Source organism: Pseudoxanthomonas sp. JC1303 (assembly GCF_058448525.1).
Genome location: NZ_CP185958.1, coordinates 4,249,839 through 4,264,678, shown reverse-complemented (window position 1 = coordinate 4,264,678; position 14,840 = coordinate 4,249,839). Strand labels below are relative to the sequence as shown.

The window sequence follows — 14,840 nt, the reverse complement described above, 5'->3', positions numbered from 1 at the left end:
GCGATGTCAGCGCGCCAGGCCGTCCAGCAGCGGCGCGATACGTAGCGGCGTGCCGTGGCTGTGCACGGCTTCGGCGCTGTGGTCCAGCGGCAGGACCGCCAGCGCCAGGCCTGGCGCGTGGGTGCTCGACCCGACGATCTGGCCCAGCGGCCGATCGGCCTGCTCGACCGGCGCGCCCGGTTGCAGCAAGGCATCGCACTCGAACAACACCAGGCCGCGTTTGGCCTTTCCCAGAAAATGCGTGCGGGCCACGATCTCCTGGCCTGGATAGCAGCCCTTCTTGACGCTGAAAGCGCGTAATCGCTCAAGCGAGAGCTGTTGCGGCGTCCACTGCTCGCGCTGGGAGGCGTCCAGGCGGATCAGGCCGTGACGCAGGTCGATGTCGCGCCACCTGCCAAGTTCCGCCGGCCCCTGTTCACCGGCGCGCGGCCCAACATGCAGGGTCCGCGGCTCTTGTGCGGTGCCCAGGTCCAGGGTGACCTCATCGGTCGGGTCCAGGTCGATCAGGGCGCCCTGGGCGCGTGTGGGCTTGACGAAGGCCGCGCTGACCGACAGATCCGGTGGCACCTCGATGGTGACCTTCTTACGGAACACGAAGCGCTTGAGGGCCGTGGCCAGCTCGGCGGCGGGCGTGTCGGGAACCACCATCAACAGCTGGTCGTGGGCAATGCGGAGCAGGGCGAAGACCGCGATCACCCGGCCCTTGGGCGTCAGCCACGCGTTCCACTGCCAGCGGCCATCCTCAAGCGCGTTGAGGTCATTGGAGAACTGGGCTTGTGCAAAGGGGATCGCATCCGCACCCTGCAGCCGCACCACGCCGTGGTCGGACAGGGCAAAGACCCGTTCACTGGGATTTTGACGGTTGTCAGTCAAGATCGTGAGGATTAACATTTTGTGCGTTGCGAGATACACATGATAGGCCAAACACCTCCCATCCCCGAACCCGATCCTGAAACGCTGCAGCCCGAACCGGTGCCAGCGCAGAAGGAAATCGGTGGGCGCGACGGCCCGGAGCCGACCCGCTACGGAGATTGGGAAAAGAACGGGCGCTGTATCGACTTCTGATGTCGAGTAGCACAGCGCCTTCCAGCCAACGCGGCCTTAGCTGACCGCCCAGCCGAGACAAAGAGCCACGCAATGGCGACACGTCAACGTCCGCTTTCCCCGCACCTGCAGGTGTATCGCTGGCAGATCCAGATGGCCACGTCCATTCTGCATCGCGCCACCGGCATCATCCTGGCGCTCGGCGCCCTGCTGATCGCCACCGCCCTCGTCACGCTGGCCACCGGGCCCGATGCGTGGAACTGGATCAGCACCCAGGCAGGCACCTGGTACGGCCTGGTCTTCCTGTTCCTGTGGACCTGGGCGTTCACCTATCACCTGCTCAACGGCATCCGCCACCTGGCGCAGGACGGCGGCCTAGGGTTTGCCGTGTCGGCGTTCGTGCGCAATGGCTGGCTGGTGAGTCTCGGCAGCCTGGTCGTCGCGGTGCTGATCTGGGGCGCCGTGTACGCCAAGGGGGGCCTGGCATGAAGCAGTTCCGCACACCGCTCAAGACCGCCCGCGGCCTGGGCTCGGCCAAGCAGGGCCTGCATCACTGGCTGGTTCAGCGCTACACCGCCGTGGCTCTGGTCTTCCTGGCCCTGTGGTTCGTCTACTTCGTCGTGGGCCTGATCCACGCCGATTACCTGGCTGCTACCGACGCCATCGCCAAGCCGTGGAATGCCACGCTGCTGGTGGCCTTCCTGGTGGCCATGTTCTGGCACGCCCAACTGGGCGTCCAGGTCGTCCTGGAGGACTACGTCCACGCGCCGCTGACGGCGATGGTCACGCAGCTCCTGGTCCGTTTCATCTGCATCCTCGGTGCGCTGGCCAGCGTGTTTGCCGTGGTCCGCATCGCATTGGGGAACTGAGTACTCATGGCTTCCGCATACAAGATCACCGAACACAAGTACGACATGGTCGTGGTTGGCGCCGGCGGCGCGGGCCTGCGCGCCACCTTCGGCCTGGCGGCCAAGGGCCTGCAGACCGTGTGCCTGACCAAGGTGTTCCCGACCCGTTCGCACACCGTGGCCGCGCAGGGCGGCATCTCCGCCGCGCTTGGCAACATGGGCGAGGACGATTGGCGCTACCACTTTTACGACACCATCAAGGGCTCGGACTGGCTGGGCGACCAGGACGCCATCGAGTACATGGTGCGTGAGGCGATCCCGGCGATCATCGAGCTGGAGCACTACGGCGTGCCGTTCTCGCGCACCGAGGGCGGCAAGATCTACCAGCGCCCGTTCGGCGGCATGACCACCAAATTCGGCGAAGGCCCGGCGGCGCAGCGCACCTGCGCGGCGGCCGACCGTACCGGCCACGCCATGCTGCACACGCTCTACCAGCAGTCCCTGGCACACAACGCGCGCTTCATGATCGAGTATTTCGCGCTCGATCTGATCTTCGACGAAGAGGGTGTCTGCCGCGGCGTGCTGGCCCTGGACATGGCCGAGGGCACGCTGCACCTGTTCCGCGCCCATGGCGTGGTGCTGGCCACCGGTGGCTACGGCCGCGCCTACTTCAGCGCCACTTCGGCCCACACCTGTACCGGTGACGGCGGCGGTCTGGCGATGCGCGCCGGCCTGCCGATGCAGGACATGGAGTTCGTGCAGTTCCACCCCACCGGCATCTACGGTGCGGGCTGCCTGATCACCGAGGGCGTGCGTGGCGAAGGCGGCATCCTGCGCAACGCCAGCGGCGAGCGCTTCATGGAGCGCTATGCGCCGCACTACAAGGACCTGGCCTCGCGCGACGTAGTGGCCCGCTCCATGACCATCGAAATCCGCGAAGGCCGTGGCGTGGGCGAGCACAAGGACCACATCCTGCTCGATCTGACCCACCTGGGCCCGGAAGTCATCCACGAAAAGCTGCCCGGCATCGCCGAAAGCGCGCGCATCTTCGCTGGCGTGGACGTGGCCAAGCAGCCGATCCCGGTGCTGCCGACCGTGCACTACAACATGGGCGGCATCCCGACCAACTACCACGGCGAAGTGGTGCGCAAGGTCGGCGACGACCCCGATGCGGTCGTGCCTGGCCTGTACGCCATCGGCGAGGCGGCGTGCGTCTCGGTGCACGGCGCCAACCGCCTGGGGTCCAACTCGCTGCTGGACCTGGTGGTCTTCGGTCGTGCCGTGGCCAATCGTTGCGCCGACACGATCAAGCCGAACCAGCCGCACAAGAACCTGCCGTCCGACGCCTGCGACAAGGCCCTGGGCCTGCTCGACAAGCTGCGCAACGCCAATGGCGATACGCCGACCTCGGTCATCCGCGACAACATGCAGCGCACGATGCAGGCCGACGCCGCTGTGTTCCGCACCAGCAAGACGCTGGCCGAGGGCTGCGAGAAGATGGCCGGGGTGTTCGACAGCTTCCAGGACGTGAAGGTCTCCGACCGTTCGCTGGTCTGGAACTCGGACCTGATCGAGACCTACGAGCTCAACAACCTGCTGCTCAATGCCGTGGCGACCATCAACTCGGCCGAACAGCGCAAGGAAAGCCGTGGCGCCCACGCGCACGAGGACTTCCCGGACCGCGACGACGAGCACTGGCAGAAGCACACCCTGGTCAACGTCGACGACAAGGGCAAGTGCAGCTTCGACTACCGTCCGGTGCACATGTACACGCTCACCAAGGACGTGGACGTGGTCCCGCCGAAGCCGCGCGTTTACTGATCAATGCCGTGAACCGGTGGCGCCGCCAGCGCCGCCGGCTCCCCAATCCACTATCGGACCTAGGCCATGGCTGAGTTTGCACTCCCCAAGAATTCCAAGATCGGCAAGGGCAAGCATTTTCCCGCCCAGGGTGCCAAGAACACGCGCACCTTCAAGATCTACCGCTGGAGTCCGGACGACGACCAGAATCCGCGCACCGATACCTACGAGGTCGACCTGGACAAGTGCGGCCCGATGGTCCTGGACGCGCTGATCAAGATCAAGAACGAGATCGATCCGACGCTGACGTTCCGTCGCTCCTGCCGCGAGGGCATCTGCGGTTCGTGCGCGATGAACATCAGCGGCACCAACACGCTGGCCTGCACCAAGGCCATCGAGGACTGCGGCCGTGGCGAGGTGCCGATCTATCCGCTGCCGCACATGGACGTGGTCAAGGATCTGGTCCCGGACCTGACCCATTTTTACGCCCAGTACGCCTCGATCAAGCCCTGGCTGCGCACCCAGACCCCGGCGCCGGATCGCGAGCGCCTGCAGTCGCCGGAAGACCGCCGCAAGATCGACGGCCTGTACGAGTGCATCCTGTGCGCGTGCTGCTCGACCAGCTGCCCCAGCTACTGGTGGAACGGCGAGCGTTACCTGGGCCCGGCGATCCTGCTGCAGGCCTATCGCTGGATCGTCGATTCGCGCGACGAGGACACCGGCTCGCGCCTGGATGACCTGGAAGACCCGTTCAAGCTGTACCGCTGCCACACCATCATGAACTGCGCGCGCACCTGCCCGAAGGGCCTGAACCCGGCCAAGGCGATCGCCGAGATCAAGAAGCTGATGCTGGCCCGCGCGGCCTGATCGCGGCGCCGCGACCGCACCACGCAATGCGCCCTCCGCCGGAGGGCGTTTTGCGTTCTACCGACTGGATATGCCCATGAGCGACGCTCCCGAGCCCACCTTCGACCCGGTCATCAAGCGCCTGCGCTGGCGCAGCCGGCGCGGCATGCGCGAGCTGGACCAGCTGTTCGAGCGCTACCTGGACCATGCGTGGGCGACCGATTCCGAAGCGCAGCGGGCGGTTTTCCTACGACTGCTGGATTGTGAGGACGATAAGCTCTGGCGCTGGTTCATGGGCTACGAGGAGTGCCCCGATGCCGCGCTCGACCAGCTCATCGAACGGATCCGTCAGCTGCCGACTTGAGTGGCGGCCATCGCGGCTGTTGGCCGCTGCGCTGGTCCTGATCGGCGCGCTGGCCGTGCCCGCCGTACTGGCCAGTGCGTTGCCACGCGCGATGGCGTGGGGCATGGCCGCCGTCGCGTTGGGCGACGCGATCTGCATGGCGTGGCGCGAGCTGCATAGGCCCCGGCGCTGGCTGGTGATCCCGACGGGGGAGGGCGCGGTGCCGACGCTGGACGGCGAGCCCCTCGTCCGCTGCCTGGTTCGGTGGCGCGGTCCGCTGGCGATCCTGGCCTGGCGCCTGCGTGATGGCCGGCGGGGCCGGCTGGTGTGGTGGCCCGATACACTCGCCCTGGCGCAGCGACGTGAACTGCGTCTGGCCGCTGGCGGCCTGGGGTTAACCGTCGACGCGGTGGCAATGGCACCATAGCGGGCCAACTGGGCCATGCGGCCCGATCACCTCGTCTTCCGCGGGACGCAATGTTCAAACCCATTTCTGTCGCCATCGGCCTGCGCTACCTGCGCGCCAAACGGCGCAACGGCTTCATCTCCTTCATCTCCATGGCCTCGATCATCGGCATCGCGCTGGGCGTGATGGTGCTGATCACCACGCTGTCGGTCATGAGCGGATTCCAGAAGGAGATCCGCGACCGCCTGCTGGAGATGACCGCCCACGCCACGGTGGAAACCGCCGGACAGCCGATGCAGCACTGGCAAGGCGCGGTGAAGCTGGCGATGGAAGACCCCCGCGTCGCCGGCGCGGCGCCCTACGTGGACAGCGAGAGCCTGCTGACAGGCAACGGGACCCAGAACATGGGGGCCATGGTGCGCGGCATCGTGCCGGTACAGGAAGCCCATGTCTCGGTGCTGGCCAAGAAGATGGACGCCGGTTCGGTCGATTCGCTGCAGCCGGGAAAGTTCAACATCCTGCTCGGCAGCGAGCTGGCCGCCTGGCTCAACGTGCGGGTCGGCGACAAGGTCACGGTGATCACCAAAAACATCCAGGGCTCGGTGGTCGGCGCATTGCCGCAGACCAAGCGCTTCACGGTGAGCGGGATCTTCACCGTAGGCTACAACGACATCGACAAGGGCATGGCCTTCGTCAACATGCAGGACATGCAGCGCCTGATGCGCATGGGTGATGGCGTGACTGGCGTGCGCCTGATGCTGCACGACATGGACCAGGCCTATGCGGTGGCGCGTGACCTGGCCGGGCACCTGCAAGAACTGGGTCCGTACCCGTATCGCATCCGTGACTGGAGCGAGGAAAACGCCAACCTCTACCAGTCGCTGAAGATGGAAAAGACGGTGATGGGCGTGCTGCTGTCGCTGATCATCCTCATGGGTGCCTTCACCCTGGTCAATTCGCAGGTGATGCTGGTCACCGACAAGCAGGCCGACATCGCCATCCTGCGCACATTGGGACTTACCCCGCGCGGGGTGATGCAGGTCTTCATGGTGCAGGGCTCGCTGATCGGGATCATCGGCACGGTGGTCGGCGTGATCAGCGGCATCGTGCTGACGATGAACCTGGAGCGGATCCTGGAATTGATCGAGCACACCTTCAACGTGGTGCTGCTGCCTTCGGACGTGTACTACATCACCGGCCTGCCGTACGTGCTGAATGCGCACGAGATCGTGGTGATTTCCCTCGTGGCCTTGACCATGAGCTTCCTGGCTACGCTGTATCCGGCCTGGCGCGCGGCCCGCACCGACCCGGCCGAGGCCCTGCGTTATGAGTGAGCCCATGCACGACAGCACCGTGATCCGCGCCGAGGCACTGGCCAAGACCTACGCCGAGGGCAAGATGCGCACGCCGGTCTTCGACGGCCTGGGCCTGGCGGTGGAGGCCGGCGAAACCGTGGCCATTGTCGGAGCGTCCGGCGCGGGCAAGAGCACGCTGTTGCATCTGCTGGGTGGGCTGGATACGCCCACCTCGGGCGAAGTGTTCGTCGCCGGCCAGCGGATGTCCTCCCTGTCCAATGCCGCGCGCGGCAGGCTGCGCAATCGGTCACTGGGCTTTGTCTACCAGTTCCACCACCTGCTGCCGGAGTTCACCGCGCTGGAGAACGTGATGATGCCGGTGGCGCTGGGCGGCGGCGACATGGCGCAGGCACGCGAGCGCGCGGCCGCCTTGCTGGAGCACGTCGGCCTGGGGCATCGCCTGGAGCACAAGCCCGGCGAGCTGTCCGGCGGCGAGCGCCAGCGTGCCGCCGTGGCGCGTGCGCTGGTGAACAAGCCGGCCTGCGTGCTGGGCGACGAACCCACCGGCAACCTGGACGAGAAGACCGCCGCCACGGTCTTCGAACTGATGCTCGAGCTCAATCGGTCGCAGAAGACCAGCCTGGTGCTGGTGACCCACGACCGCCGCCTGGCGTCCCGCCTGGACCGGACCCTGGAGCTGCACCAGGGGCGCTTACGGCCGTTGGTCGACTGAGCCGGTTCACCGGCGATGTTGGCAAGGCGCGCGCGCGGCCGGTAGAATGCGCGGGCCACGTGGGGCCATAGCTCAGCTGGGAGAGCGCGTCGTTCGCAATGACGAGGTCGGGAGTTCGATCCTCCCTGGCTCCACCACGATTCAAGACAAAGCCGCCTTCGGGCGGCTTTGTTTTTTCAATGACTTAGCGTCTTTGATCGATGTTCTGGCGTGGACAGTGGCAGGACCAGGCTGATCCGCAGCCGAGCCCGCTTCGTCGAATGCTCCCGTTCTTGCACTTTCCGTGCACTTCGGAAACTCGCCCCGGGACTGCCAGGTGCCCTGACGAAGCGGGTCGTCGCTGGCGCGGGCCCGAGCCGGCGCACCTGAGAGATCCGCGAGGGACCCGCTGTTTAGTGGCATCCGAGCTGACACAGCCTCGGTGGTCACCTGGGCGTGCGGGGGACGGCGGACTTTGGGATTAACAGCGCATCTTTCGCTCTACCAAACGAGGGATGTGGCCTGGCAGACCGTCGCGGAGTGCGTTCAGGCATGGGGGGGGCGGGTCTGGCCAAGAAGCAGAAAGCCGGCGTCAGGCTTCAGGGCTCCCTCGGTGAGCCATACGAAGGCCGGCCAAGGCTCGACCTAACAAGCGGAGCAAACGCGCTGCGGCGGCTGAAACAGGCCTGTTCTGCGCTGCCTTGATGAAGTGCGTCCGAATCGACGCGGCAGGGATGGGGGGCTGATCGGCTTGCACAGCCGATGCATGTGGCCACGACGTTGCCAAAACTGAGAAGGCCGCCTTCGGCGGATCGGGATCGGGATGGAGCCATCTGCACGGCGCGCCTGCATGTGGCTGCATCGTGTGAGGATCGGCGGCGATTTGGCTCACACCTGATTACGGAAGCGTCCCTAGCTTCGATCCATGACTAGGACAACGCTTTCGTCCGAGCGCGTGGAGACCGCGCGCCCGGGCTTTCCCTCGCTGTCAGACCGAGTGCGGCAAGCGGTGCATTCGGTTCGTGCCTTGCCCAGGCCCGGGGGTGGCGACACCTTGGGTCGCTGGCGTGCTCTAAGCGCATGGGGCGCCGAAAGCTTGCCGTTGGCCAAGATCCTGGAAGCGCATTACGACGCCCTCGCGATCCTCCAGGAATCAGGAGAGCCTCTGGCGCCGCCCGGCACAGTGTGGGCGGTTTGGGCATCAGGTGGCCCTGACGACTCGGTCCAGTTCGACGCGGAGCGGGGGACCGTCAGCGGCATCAAGCCCTGGTGCAGCGCGGACGAGGCAGTGGTAACCCACGCGCTGGTCACCGTCCAAAGCGGGGCCACCCGGCCGCTTTGCACCGTGGCGCTCGAATCGCGCCATTTCCGGTTGAACGCCCACGAATGGCACGGCCCGGGGATGCGAGAGATTCCCACAGGGCAGGGGCGGTTCAGTGCCGCGCCCGCCCGCCTAGTAGGCGATGCGCGCTTTTACCTGGATCGGCCGGGCTTCTGGCATGGCGGCGCCGGGATCGCCGCGTGTTGGTATGGCGCAGCGGCCGTCATCGCCAGCCGCGTACGCGATTCCAACCGGGCCGCAAACAATCCCTTTTTCGCCGCACATCTGGGTGCGATGGACGAAGGGCTGACCGCCGCCCGCCTCATGCTCCACGACGTGGCTGGAGCCATCGATCGAAACCCGAGCGACAGCCACCGCCTGGCTGTCACCCGGCTGCGTTGCTTCGTGGATCGGATCTGCCGCGATGTCATGGAGCGTGCGGCCCTTGCACTGGGTCCGGCGTCGCTCTGCACCGATGCCGAACACGCGCAGCGCTGCGCTGACCTTGCCGCCTTCATACGTCAGTGCCACGGCCAGCGCGACGAGCAGTGGATGGGCGAAGCCCTGCATCAGGACGGCAGCGAATGGGCGCTTTGAGAGGCGAGCGGATCGAGGGGCAGGGCGTGGATGAGGCGCAATGGGCGGCCTCGCGCCAGCTTGCCGCCCTCAAAAGCGTCACCCCGGACGCGTTGCTCGGCGATGCCAAGCGGCTGGTGGTCGTGGCTCCGCATCCGGACGACGAAGTGCTCGGCTGCGGTGGCTTCATGGCGCTTGCCCACCAGGCAGGCCTGCACGTCCTGGTGATATCCGTCACCGATGGAGAGGCTGCCTATCCGACCGAAACCGCCTGGCCGCCGGAACGGTTGGCCAGGGTGCGTCAGGCCGAGTTGATCAACGCGCTGGCGGCGCTGGGTATCGCCGAGGGCAACATCGCGCGGCTCGACGCTGGCGATGGCGAAGTGGGAGGGCATGGCAGTGAGATGGCCACGCGTTTGGCGCAGATCTTCGTTCCATCCGACCTGGTGCTGGTGACCTATTCGCGCGATGGGCATCCGGACCACGAGGCGTGCGCCGACGCCGCGGCCGATGCGGCGTCGCGATGCGGGGCGCGGCTCGTGCAATACCCGGTCTGGGCATGGCATTGGGACGATCCCGAAAACAGTTCGTTTCTGGATGCGGCGGTCCGACTGCCGCTTCCGGAATTCGCGCATCAGGCCAAATCGAAGGCCATCAAGGCCTTCGAATCGCAGACCGGGCACATCAGCCCCGCGCCCAGCGCTCCCATCCTTCCCCCTTGGGCCCTGGCCCGGTTCCAGCGCCCGTTTGAGGTCTTCATCCGATGAACGCGCAAGAAAGAGCGGACTACTTCGACACGATCTACCAGCAGCAGGATCCGTTCGGATACGGCACCAGATGGTATGAATCGCGAAAGCGCGACATCCTGTTGGCCACCCTCCCGCGTGCCGGATTTGCCCGAGCCTGGGAGCTGGGCTGCTCCAACGGCGAGACCACGCGCGGGCTTGCGGCCCGCTGCCAGACCCTGCTGGCCACGGATATGTCGGGCGAGGCGGTCGCACAAGCCGCGCAACGAGTTGGCGCGTGCAGCAACGTGGAGATCGTGCAAGCGTGCCACCCGCAGCAGTGGCCCCACGGCAGTTTCGATCTCATCGTCGTGAGCGAGGTGGGCTACTACCTCCAGCCCGATGAGCTGAAAGATCTGGTGGAGCGTGTGGAAGACAGTCTCACGACGGAGGGTCTGCTGGTGGCCTGCCACTGGAAGCATGCGTTCGAGCAAGCCCACCAGGATGGCTTGGCCGTGCATCACTGCATTGGACACCTGCTATCGCTTCCGCTGGCCTACCGCTACGAGGACAGCGACTTCCTCTTGGAAGCCTGGACAGCCCATCCGCTTTCGGTGGCCCAACAGGAAGGCTTGAGGTGATTGGCGTCATCATTCCCGCCCATAACGAGGCCGAGTGCATCCAGGCCTGCTTGGCGTCGATCGGGGCCGCCATCGCGCATCCCAAACTCCACGAACGCGTGCAAGTCATCGTCGCCGTGGACCGATGCTGCGATGCGACTGCGGCGATTGCGATGTCCATGGGCGCGGTGATCGTGGACGTGGCAGCGCCCGGCGGCGTGGGCGCAGCCCGTGCAGCAGCGGCTGCCAAGGCGTTGGAACTGGGCGCGGATTGGTTGGCGGTGACCGATGCCGATTCGCGGGTGTCCGACGATTGGCTGGTTGGCCAGAGAAACACAGGCGCAGACGCCTTCTGCGGGATCGTCGAGGTAGAGGACTGGCTGGATTTTCCCGACACCGTGCGCCTGGCCTTTGCTCACACCCAGGCGCGAGGCGTGGGACACGGCCGGATCCACGGCGCAAACATGGGCGTCAGCGCCGCGATGTACAGCAAGTGCGGCGGGTTCCCTCTACTTGGATGTAACGAGGACGTCGGGCTGATCCGAGCCTTGGAGGCGCAATGCGCGCGGATCGCTTGGGCATCCGAACCGGTGGTGTGGACGAGCGCTCGCAGGAGCGCCCGCGCGCGTGGCGGCTTTGCTGACTTTCTAAAAGCATTGGAGGCCGCCCAAGTGCCGACGCTCAATGCTTCGACCCAGCCCGTGTAAGGAGTAGCGCCATGACGACCAGGAAATCGATGTCGAAATAAAGCGCAACGAAGCGTCGGCGAAGTCCTTCCGCGCCAGCGCTTTCCCATTCGGTCCCGCTCATAAGGAGACACACGTGAACACGCCGACAACCGAACCCAACGAGCACAGCGATCAGTCAAAGGGTCACACCCCAGACAAGGTTCTCAACGACGAAGAGGCCTTGAAGAAGAAGCGCGACAACCCGGACGATCCCGACCAACCCAAGGTCGACCCCGAGCACGATTACGCCGATCCAAGCGGTCAGCGCGATTGAGCGACTCCTTTCGCGCATCCCCTTGCGCCTGGATGGCAGCGACCGTCCTCAAACTCAGGAACATTTAATGAAGGCATTGACCTACCACGGATCGAAAGACGTTCGGGTCGAAACGGTCCCCGATCCCACGCTTGTCGAGTCAGACGACATCCTGCTCCGCGTCACCGCCACGGCCATCTGCGGCTCGGACCTTCATCTCTTTCATGGAAAGATCCCCGAAACCAAGCACGGGGACATCTTCGGCCACGAGTTCATGGGGATCGTGGAAGACGCGGGCCCGGGGGTCTCGGCGGTCAAGAAGGGAGACCGCGTGGTGATCCCCTTCGTGATTGCCTGCGGCAAGTGTTTTTTCTGCGAGAACGATCTCTTCGCGGCGTGCGAAACCACCAATCCCGATGAAGGCGCGAGCCTGCGCAAGCGGTCCAAGATGACGCCACCAGCGGCGCTCTTTGGCTATTCCCATCTTTATGGGGGCGTGCCGGGCGGCCAGGCGGAGTATGTGCGGGTCCCGAAAGCCAACGTCGGCCCGTTCGTGGTGCCCGGCAGTCTGGCCGATGAAAAGGTGTTGTTCTTGTCTGACATCCTGCCGACCGGCTACCAGGCTGTTCTCAATGCCAAGGTCCAGCCGGGGTCGACCGTCGCGATTTTCGGAGCAGGCCCGGTGGGCCTGATGGCGGCCGCGTGTGCCCGGATGCTTGGCGCAGAGCAGATCTTCATGGTCGATTCGGAGAAGTACCGCCTGGATTTCGCCGCTTCCACCGACGGCGTCATTCCGATCAATTTCGACGATGGCGACCCCTCGGAGCTGATTCTGGAGAAGACCCACGGACGCGGTGTCGCTGCCTCGATCGATGCCGTCGGGTTTGAAGCCAAGGGCAGTACCACGGAGACGTTACTGGGCACGCTGAAGCTCGAAACAAGCTCGGGCGAAGTGTTGCGGCAGTGCATTACGGCGACCCGTCGTGGCGGCGTCGTCAGCGTTCCGGGCGTCTATGCCGGCTTCATTCATGGCTTCCTGATTGGTGATGCTTTCGACAAGGGGCTGACCTTCGCCCTCGGCCAGACGCATGTGCACAAGTATCTGCCCGAGCTGCTCGAGTTCATCGAAAACGGGGATCTTGCGCCGGACGTCATCATTTCCCACCGCATGAAACTGGCCGAAGCTGCCGAGGGCTACAAGCTCTTCGACGAGAAGAAGGACGACTGCCGCAAAGTGGTCCTGACGCCTTGAGTTGGCGTCAGCGGCGTTGGGAATGACTGCGCCGCAGAATGCGTGCGTCCAACGCAGGCAGGCACGTTGAAGCTGGCGAGTTCGACGGCATGGAACCAACACCTGCGTGGCCAATCTGTCGTATCGGCTGGATGAGGAAGCCGATGCGATGGCGCTACAGGAGCTCAATGTCACCCATCAAAGGTGCGCCATTCTGCTGTCCGGGCACGGTGCATCCCGGCCCGGGGTTGCTTAGTCGCCCGGTAGTGTCAGATCCGCAGGGGGCGCGCCGTCCGGGGCCTTGATTTCCTTGGTCACTACATAGGTGTAGTAGCGCGCGATCCCGATCTCCTCGCTCAGCAGGCCCTCCATGAATTGCTGGTAGTGGTCGATATCGCGGCAGTGGATCATCGCGATGTAGTCGATGCCGCCACCGGTGGCGTAACAGAACGCCACTTCCGGGGCCTGGGCCATGCGCGCGGCGAAACGGCGCATGGCATTACCTCCGTGCATGCCCAGTTCGATCTGCACCAGGACCTGGCTGGTGCGGAACATACGCTGCCAGTCGATCACCGCCTGGTAGCCCCGGATCAACCCGCGCTCTTCCAGCTTGCGGACCCGCTCCCAGGTCGCGCCGACCGAAAGGTTGACCGAGACCGCCAGATTCGACTTGGTGACCCGCGCGTCGCTGGACAACACGCGCAGGATCTTCAGGTCGTAGCGATCCAGCCGCAGCGGAGCAGCGGAGCCGGGAGAGGGCGTTGTCGGGCGGGAGCTGGACATGAGGGCGTGGGTCAGTGGCCGGACATTGCGTTCGGTCCCCCGCGCCTCAGGCGGCCCTGCGCAGGCCGGGGGTGTGGCGTGGCGCGGAGGAAGGAGCGTGACATGGCGATTGGGGCGCAGCGCCCCTGTGCGTCCCGTACCCGCCGGCTCAGCGCTGTGACAGCAGGGGCGCCAGCACCGGTTCCAGATGCTCGCGACGCCAGCCCGACAGGGCGGCCGGCCACTCGCCGCGCTCCATCAGGGCCTCCAGCCAGCGCCGCGAGGCGAGGATGCCGTCGGGCAGCTCCAGCTCGGCCGAGGTCCTGGAGACGGCGTCCTGGAGCTTCTTGAGGCGGTTTCGGTCGCTGTCGCTGGCCTTGGCCAGCGGCGCCTGGTCCTCGTCAGGCAGCGGCGTATCCAGCGCCGTCCAGATCGGATCGGTGAGCTTGCGCGGCGCCTTGGGCAGGGTCTCGAAGAGCTTGGCCAGGGCCTCGCGCGTGGCCGGGGGCGTGCGCGCGAGGGTGGCGGCCAGCTCGTTGTCCAGGATCCAGCTCTTGGGCCGGTCGCTGCTGCGGGCCTGGGCTTCGCGCCAGCGCAGCAGGCGCAGCAGACGCCGTTGCGCGGCGGCGTCGAGGAACTGGGCACTGCGCATGGACAGGTGCGGCCAGCGCTCGCCGTTGTCGTCGCTGGCCTGGGCGACCATGCGCGCGCAGTCGGCTTCCAACCAGGCGCTGCGCCCGCGCGCCTGCAGGCGGGAGGACAGGGTCTCGTACAGTGCGCCCAGGTGGGTCACATCGTCGGCGGCGTATTCCAGCTGGGAGGCGCTGAGTGGACGCTTGAGCCAATCCGAACGGGTCTCGCCCTTGGACAGGGTGACGCCGGTGATCTCGGCCACCAGCTTCTGGTAACCCATGCCGCCGGCCAGGCCGGACAGCGCCGCGGCGATCTGGGTGTCGAAGATCGGGCTGGGCAGCACGCCGCAGGCGCAACGCAGGGCGATCAGGTCCTCACTGGCGCTGTGCATCACCTTGACCACGCCGGTGTCGGTCAGAAGGGGGGCGAGTGCCTCGCACATCCCGGGGACCAGTGGATCGACCAGCAGCGTGGTGTCGCCGATCGCGATCTGGACCAGCGCCAGCTGCGGCCAGAAGGTCTTTTCGCGGATGAATTCGGTATCCAGTCCCACCCAGGCGGGCAGCGTCTGCAGGTGCGCACGCAGCGCGTCGGGGGTGTCGATCCAAAGGGGCACGCGGGTCTCGAGTGGTGAATGCGGGGTTCGCCGGGTCAGGCGACAATAGCCTAACGTCCTTTGTCCGCCGGGACCCGGAAA

At 65.9% G+C, this 14,840-nt stretch carries 18 protein-coding genes and 1 tRNA gene; 16 read left to right on the top strand and 3 right to left on the bottom strand.

The features are described 5' to 3' along the window. Positions 1 to 6: 6 nt before the first annotated feature. The gene (gene ygfZ / locus ACORQU_RS18980; RefSeq protein WP_491642567.1) at positions 7 to 873 is read right to left on the bottom strand and encodes a CAF17-like 4Fe-4S cluster assembly/insertion protein YgfZ; all 867 of its coding nucleotides are present in this window, start codon (positions 871 to 873) and stop codon (positions 7 to 9) included. A 39-nt stretch (positions 874 to 912) separates the two neighbouring features. Here ygfZ and ACORQU_RS18975 point away from each other — a divergent pair, with 39 nt between their 5' ends. From ACORQU_RS18975 to ACORQU_RS18900, 16 genes are all read left to right on the top strand, one after another. Then, positions 913 to 1,065: a DUF1674 domain-containing protein gene (locus ACORQU_RS18975; RefSeq protein ID WP_271645524.1), complete on the top strand. Its 153-nt coding sequence runs from the start codon at positions 913 to 915 to the stop codon at positions 1,063 to 1,065. A gap of 72 nt (positions 1,066 to 1,137) precedes the next feature. Beyond that, positions 1,138 to 1,533 carry a succinate dehydrogenase, cytochrome b556 subunit gene (sdhC, locus tag ACORQU_RS18970; RefSeq protein ID WP_271645525.1) on the top strand — a complete coding sequence of 132 codons (396 nt, stop codon included), beginning with the start codon at positions 1,138 to 1,140 and terminating at the stop codon, positions 1,531 to 1,533. Then, positions 1,530 to 1,913, top strand: a complete 384-nt coding sequence (gene sdhD, locus ACORQU_RS18965) for a succinate dehydrogenase, hydrophobic membrane anchor protein (RefSeq protein WP_271645526.1) — start codon at positions 1,530 to 1,532, stop codon at positions 1,911 to 1,913. Before sdhC ends, sdhD begins: the two co-directional genes overlap by 4 nt. 6 nt (positions 1,914 to 1,919) lie before the next feature. Beyond that, complete coding sequence (gene sdhA / locus ACORQU_RS18960) at positions 1,920 to 3,713, top strand: succinate dehydrogenase flavoprotein subunit (protein ID WP_271645527.1); 1,794 nt, start codon at positions 1,920 to 1,922, stop codon at positions 3,711 to 3,713. Between the two features lie 66 nt (positions 3,714 to 3,779). Next, positions 3,780 to 4,559, top strand: coding sequence for a succinate dehydrogenase iron-sulfur subunit (locus ACORQU_RS18955; RefSeq protein WP_491642566.1), 780 nt, complete (start codon positions 3,780 to 3,782; stop codon positions 4,557 to 4,559). Between the two features lie 76 nt (positions 4,560 to 4,635). Further along, positions 4,636 to 4,902 (top strand): FAD assembly factor SdhE, encoded by a 267-nt coding sequence (locus tag ACORQU_RS18950; RefSeq protein WP_491642565.1) that lies wholly within the window; start codon positions 4,636 to 4,638, stop codon positions 4,900 to 4,902. After that, on the top strand, positions 4,853 to 5,308 hold the full coding sequence (locus ACORQU_RS18945; protein ID WP_491642564.1) for a hypothetical protein: 456 nt from the start codon (positions 4,853 to 4,855) through the stop codon (positions 5,306 to 5,308). Before ACORQU_RS18950 ends, ACORQU_RS18945 begins: the two co-directional genes overlap by 50 nt. Positions 5,309 to 5,358: 50 nt before the next feature. Continuing rightward, complete coding sequence (locus ACORQU_RS18940; protein ID WP_271645532.1) at positions 5,359 to 6,621, top strand: lipoprotein-releasing ABC transporter permease subunit; 1,263 nt, start codon at positions 5,359 to 5,361, stop codon at positions 6,619 to 6,621. 4 nt (positions 6,622 to 6,625) lie between these two features. Next, positions 6,626 to 7,315, top strand: a complete 690-nt coding sequence (gene lolD / locus ACORQU_RS18935; RefSeq protein ID WP_491642563.1) for a lipoprotein-releasing ABC transporter ATP-binding protein LolD — start codon at positions 6,626 to 6,628, stop codon at positions 7,313 to 7,315. Between the two features lie 61 nt (positions 7,316 to 7,376). Continuing rightward, a tRNA-Ala gene (locus ACORQU_RS18930) sits at positions 7,377 to 7,452 on the top strand. A gap of 944 nt (positions 7,453 to 8,396) precedes the next feature. Then, on the top strand, positions 8,397 to 9,212 hold the full coding sequence (locus ACORQU_RS18925; RefSeq protein ID WP_491642562.1) for an acyl-CoA dehydrogenase family protein: 816 nt from the start codon (positions 8,397 to 8,399) through the stop codon (positions 9,210 to 9,212). Continuing rightward, positions 9,200 to 9,958: a PIG-L deacetylase family protein gene (locus ACORQU_RS18920; RefSeq protein ID WP_491645180.1), complete on the top strand. Its 759-nt coding sequence runs from the start codon at positions 9,200 to 9,202 to the stop codon at positions 9,956 to 9,958. Before ACORQU_RS18925 ends, ACORQU_RS18920 begins: the two co-directional genes overlap by 13 nt. Next, positions 9,955 to 10,557 carry a class I SAM-dependent DNA methyltransferase gene (locus ACORQU_RS18915; RefSeq protein ID WP_491642561.1) on the top strand — a complete coding sequence of 201 codons (603 nt, stop codon included), beginning with the start codon at positions 9,955 to 9,957 and terminating at the stop codon, positions 10,555 to 10,557. Before ACORQU_RS18920 ends, ACORQU_RS18915 begins: the two co-directional genes overlap by 4 nt. Continuing rightward, positions 10,554 to 11,243: a glycosyltransferase family 2 protein gene (locus ACORQU_RS18910; protein WP_491642560.1), complete on the top strand. Its 690-nt coding sequence runs from the start codon at positions 10,554 to 10,556 to the stop codon at positions 11,241 to 11,243. Before ACORQU_RS18915 ends, ACORQU_RS18910 begins: the two co-directional genes overlap by 4 nt. 115 nt (positions 11,244 to 11,358) lie before the next feature. After that, positions 11,359 to 11,538, top strand: coding sequence for a hypothetical protein (locus tag ACORQU_RS18905; protein ID WP_491642559.1), 180 nt, complete (start codon positions 11,359 to 11,361; stop codon positions 11,536 to 11,538). Between the two features lie 67 nt (positions 11,539 to 11,605). Beyond that, a complete protein-coding gene (locus ACORQU_RS18900) occupies positions 11,606 to 12,769 on the top strand; it encodes a zinc-dependent alcohol dehydrogenase (protein ID WP_491642558.1) in 1,164 nt (387 codons plus the stop codon). Between the two features lie 231 nt (positions 12,770 to 13,000). On the opposite strand, the gene ACORQU_RS18895 is transcribed toward ACORQU_RS18900, so the two are convergent. Both ACORQU_RS18895 and rnd read right to left on the bottom strand, forming a co-directional pair. Further along, positions 13,001 to 13,531: an Lrp/AsnC family transcriptional regulator gene (locus ACORQU_RS18895; protein WP_491642557.1), complete on the bottom strand. Its 531-nt coding sequence runs from the start codon at positions 13,529 to 13,531 to the stop codon at positions 13,001 to 13,003. Between the two features lie 148 nt (positions 13,532 to 13,679). Continuing rightward, the gene (rnd, locus tag ACORQU_RS18890; RefSeq protein WP_491642556.1) at positions 13,680 to 14,759 is read right to left on the bottom strand and encodes a ribonuclease D; all 1,080 of its coding nucleotides are present in this window, start codon (positions 14,757 to 14,759) and stop codon (positions 13,680 to 13,682) included. Between the last annotated feature and the right edge of the window lie 81 nt (positions 14,760 to 14,840).

What these genes read in the sequence shown, in the direction of transcription:
- ACORQU_RS18975 (WP_271645524.1), top strand. Translation starts at nt 913, where the DNA reads ATGATAGGCCAAACACCTCCCATCCCCGAACCCGATCCTGAAACGCTG.
- sdhC (WP_271645525.1), top strand. Translation starts at nt 1,138, where the DNA reads ATGGCGACACGTCAACGTCCGCTTTCCCCGCACCTGCAGGTGTATCGC.
- sdhD (WP_271645526.1), top strand. Translation starts at nt 1,530, where the DNA reads ATGAAGCAGTTCCGCACACCGCTCAAGACCGCCCGCGGCCTGGGCTCG.
- sdhA (WP_271645527.1), top strand. Translation starts at nt 1,920, where the DNA reads ATGGCTTCCGCATACAAGATCACCGAACACAAGTACGACATGGTCGTG.
- ACORQU_RS18955 (WP_491642566.1), top strand. Translation starts at nt 3,780, where the DNA reads ATGGCTGAGTTTGCACTCCCCAAGAATTCCAAGATCGGCAAGGGCAAG.
- ACORQU_RS18950 (WP_491642565.1), top strand. Translation starts at nt 4,636, where the DNA reads ATGAGCGACGCTCCCGAGCCCACCTTCGACCCGGTCATCAAGCGCCTG.
- ACORQU_RS18945 (WP_491642564.1), top strand. Translation starts at nt 4,853, where the DNA reads ATGCCGCGCTCGACCAGCTCATCGAACGGATCCGTCAGCTGCCGACTT.
- ACORQU_RS18940 (WP_271645532.1), top strand. Translation starts at nt 5,359, where the DNA reads ATGTTCAAACCCATTTCTGTCGCCATCGGCCTGCGCTACCTGCGCGCC.
- lolD (WP_491642563.1), top strand. Translation starts at nt 6,626, where the DNA reads ATGCACGACAGCACCGTGATCCGCGCCGAGGCACTGGCCAAGACCTAC.
- ACORQU_RS18920 (WP_491645180.1), top strand. Translation starts at nt 9,200, where the DNA reads ATGGGCGCTTTGAGAGGCGAGCGGATCGAGGGGCAGGGCGTGGATGAG.
- ACORQU_RS18915 (WP_491642561.1), top strand. Translation starts at nt 9,955, where the DNA reads ATGAACGCGCAAGAAAGAGCGGACTACTTCGACACGATCTACCAGCAG.
- ACORQU_RS18900 (WP_491642558.1), top strand. Translation starts at nt 11,606, where the DNA reads ATGAAGGCATTGACCTACCACGGATCGAAAGACGTTCGGGTCGAAACG.
- ACORQU_RS18895 (WP_491642557.1), bottom strand. Translation starts at nt 13,531, where the DNA reads ATGTCCAGCTCCCGCCCGACAACGCCCTCTCCCGGCTCCGCTGCTCCG.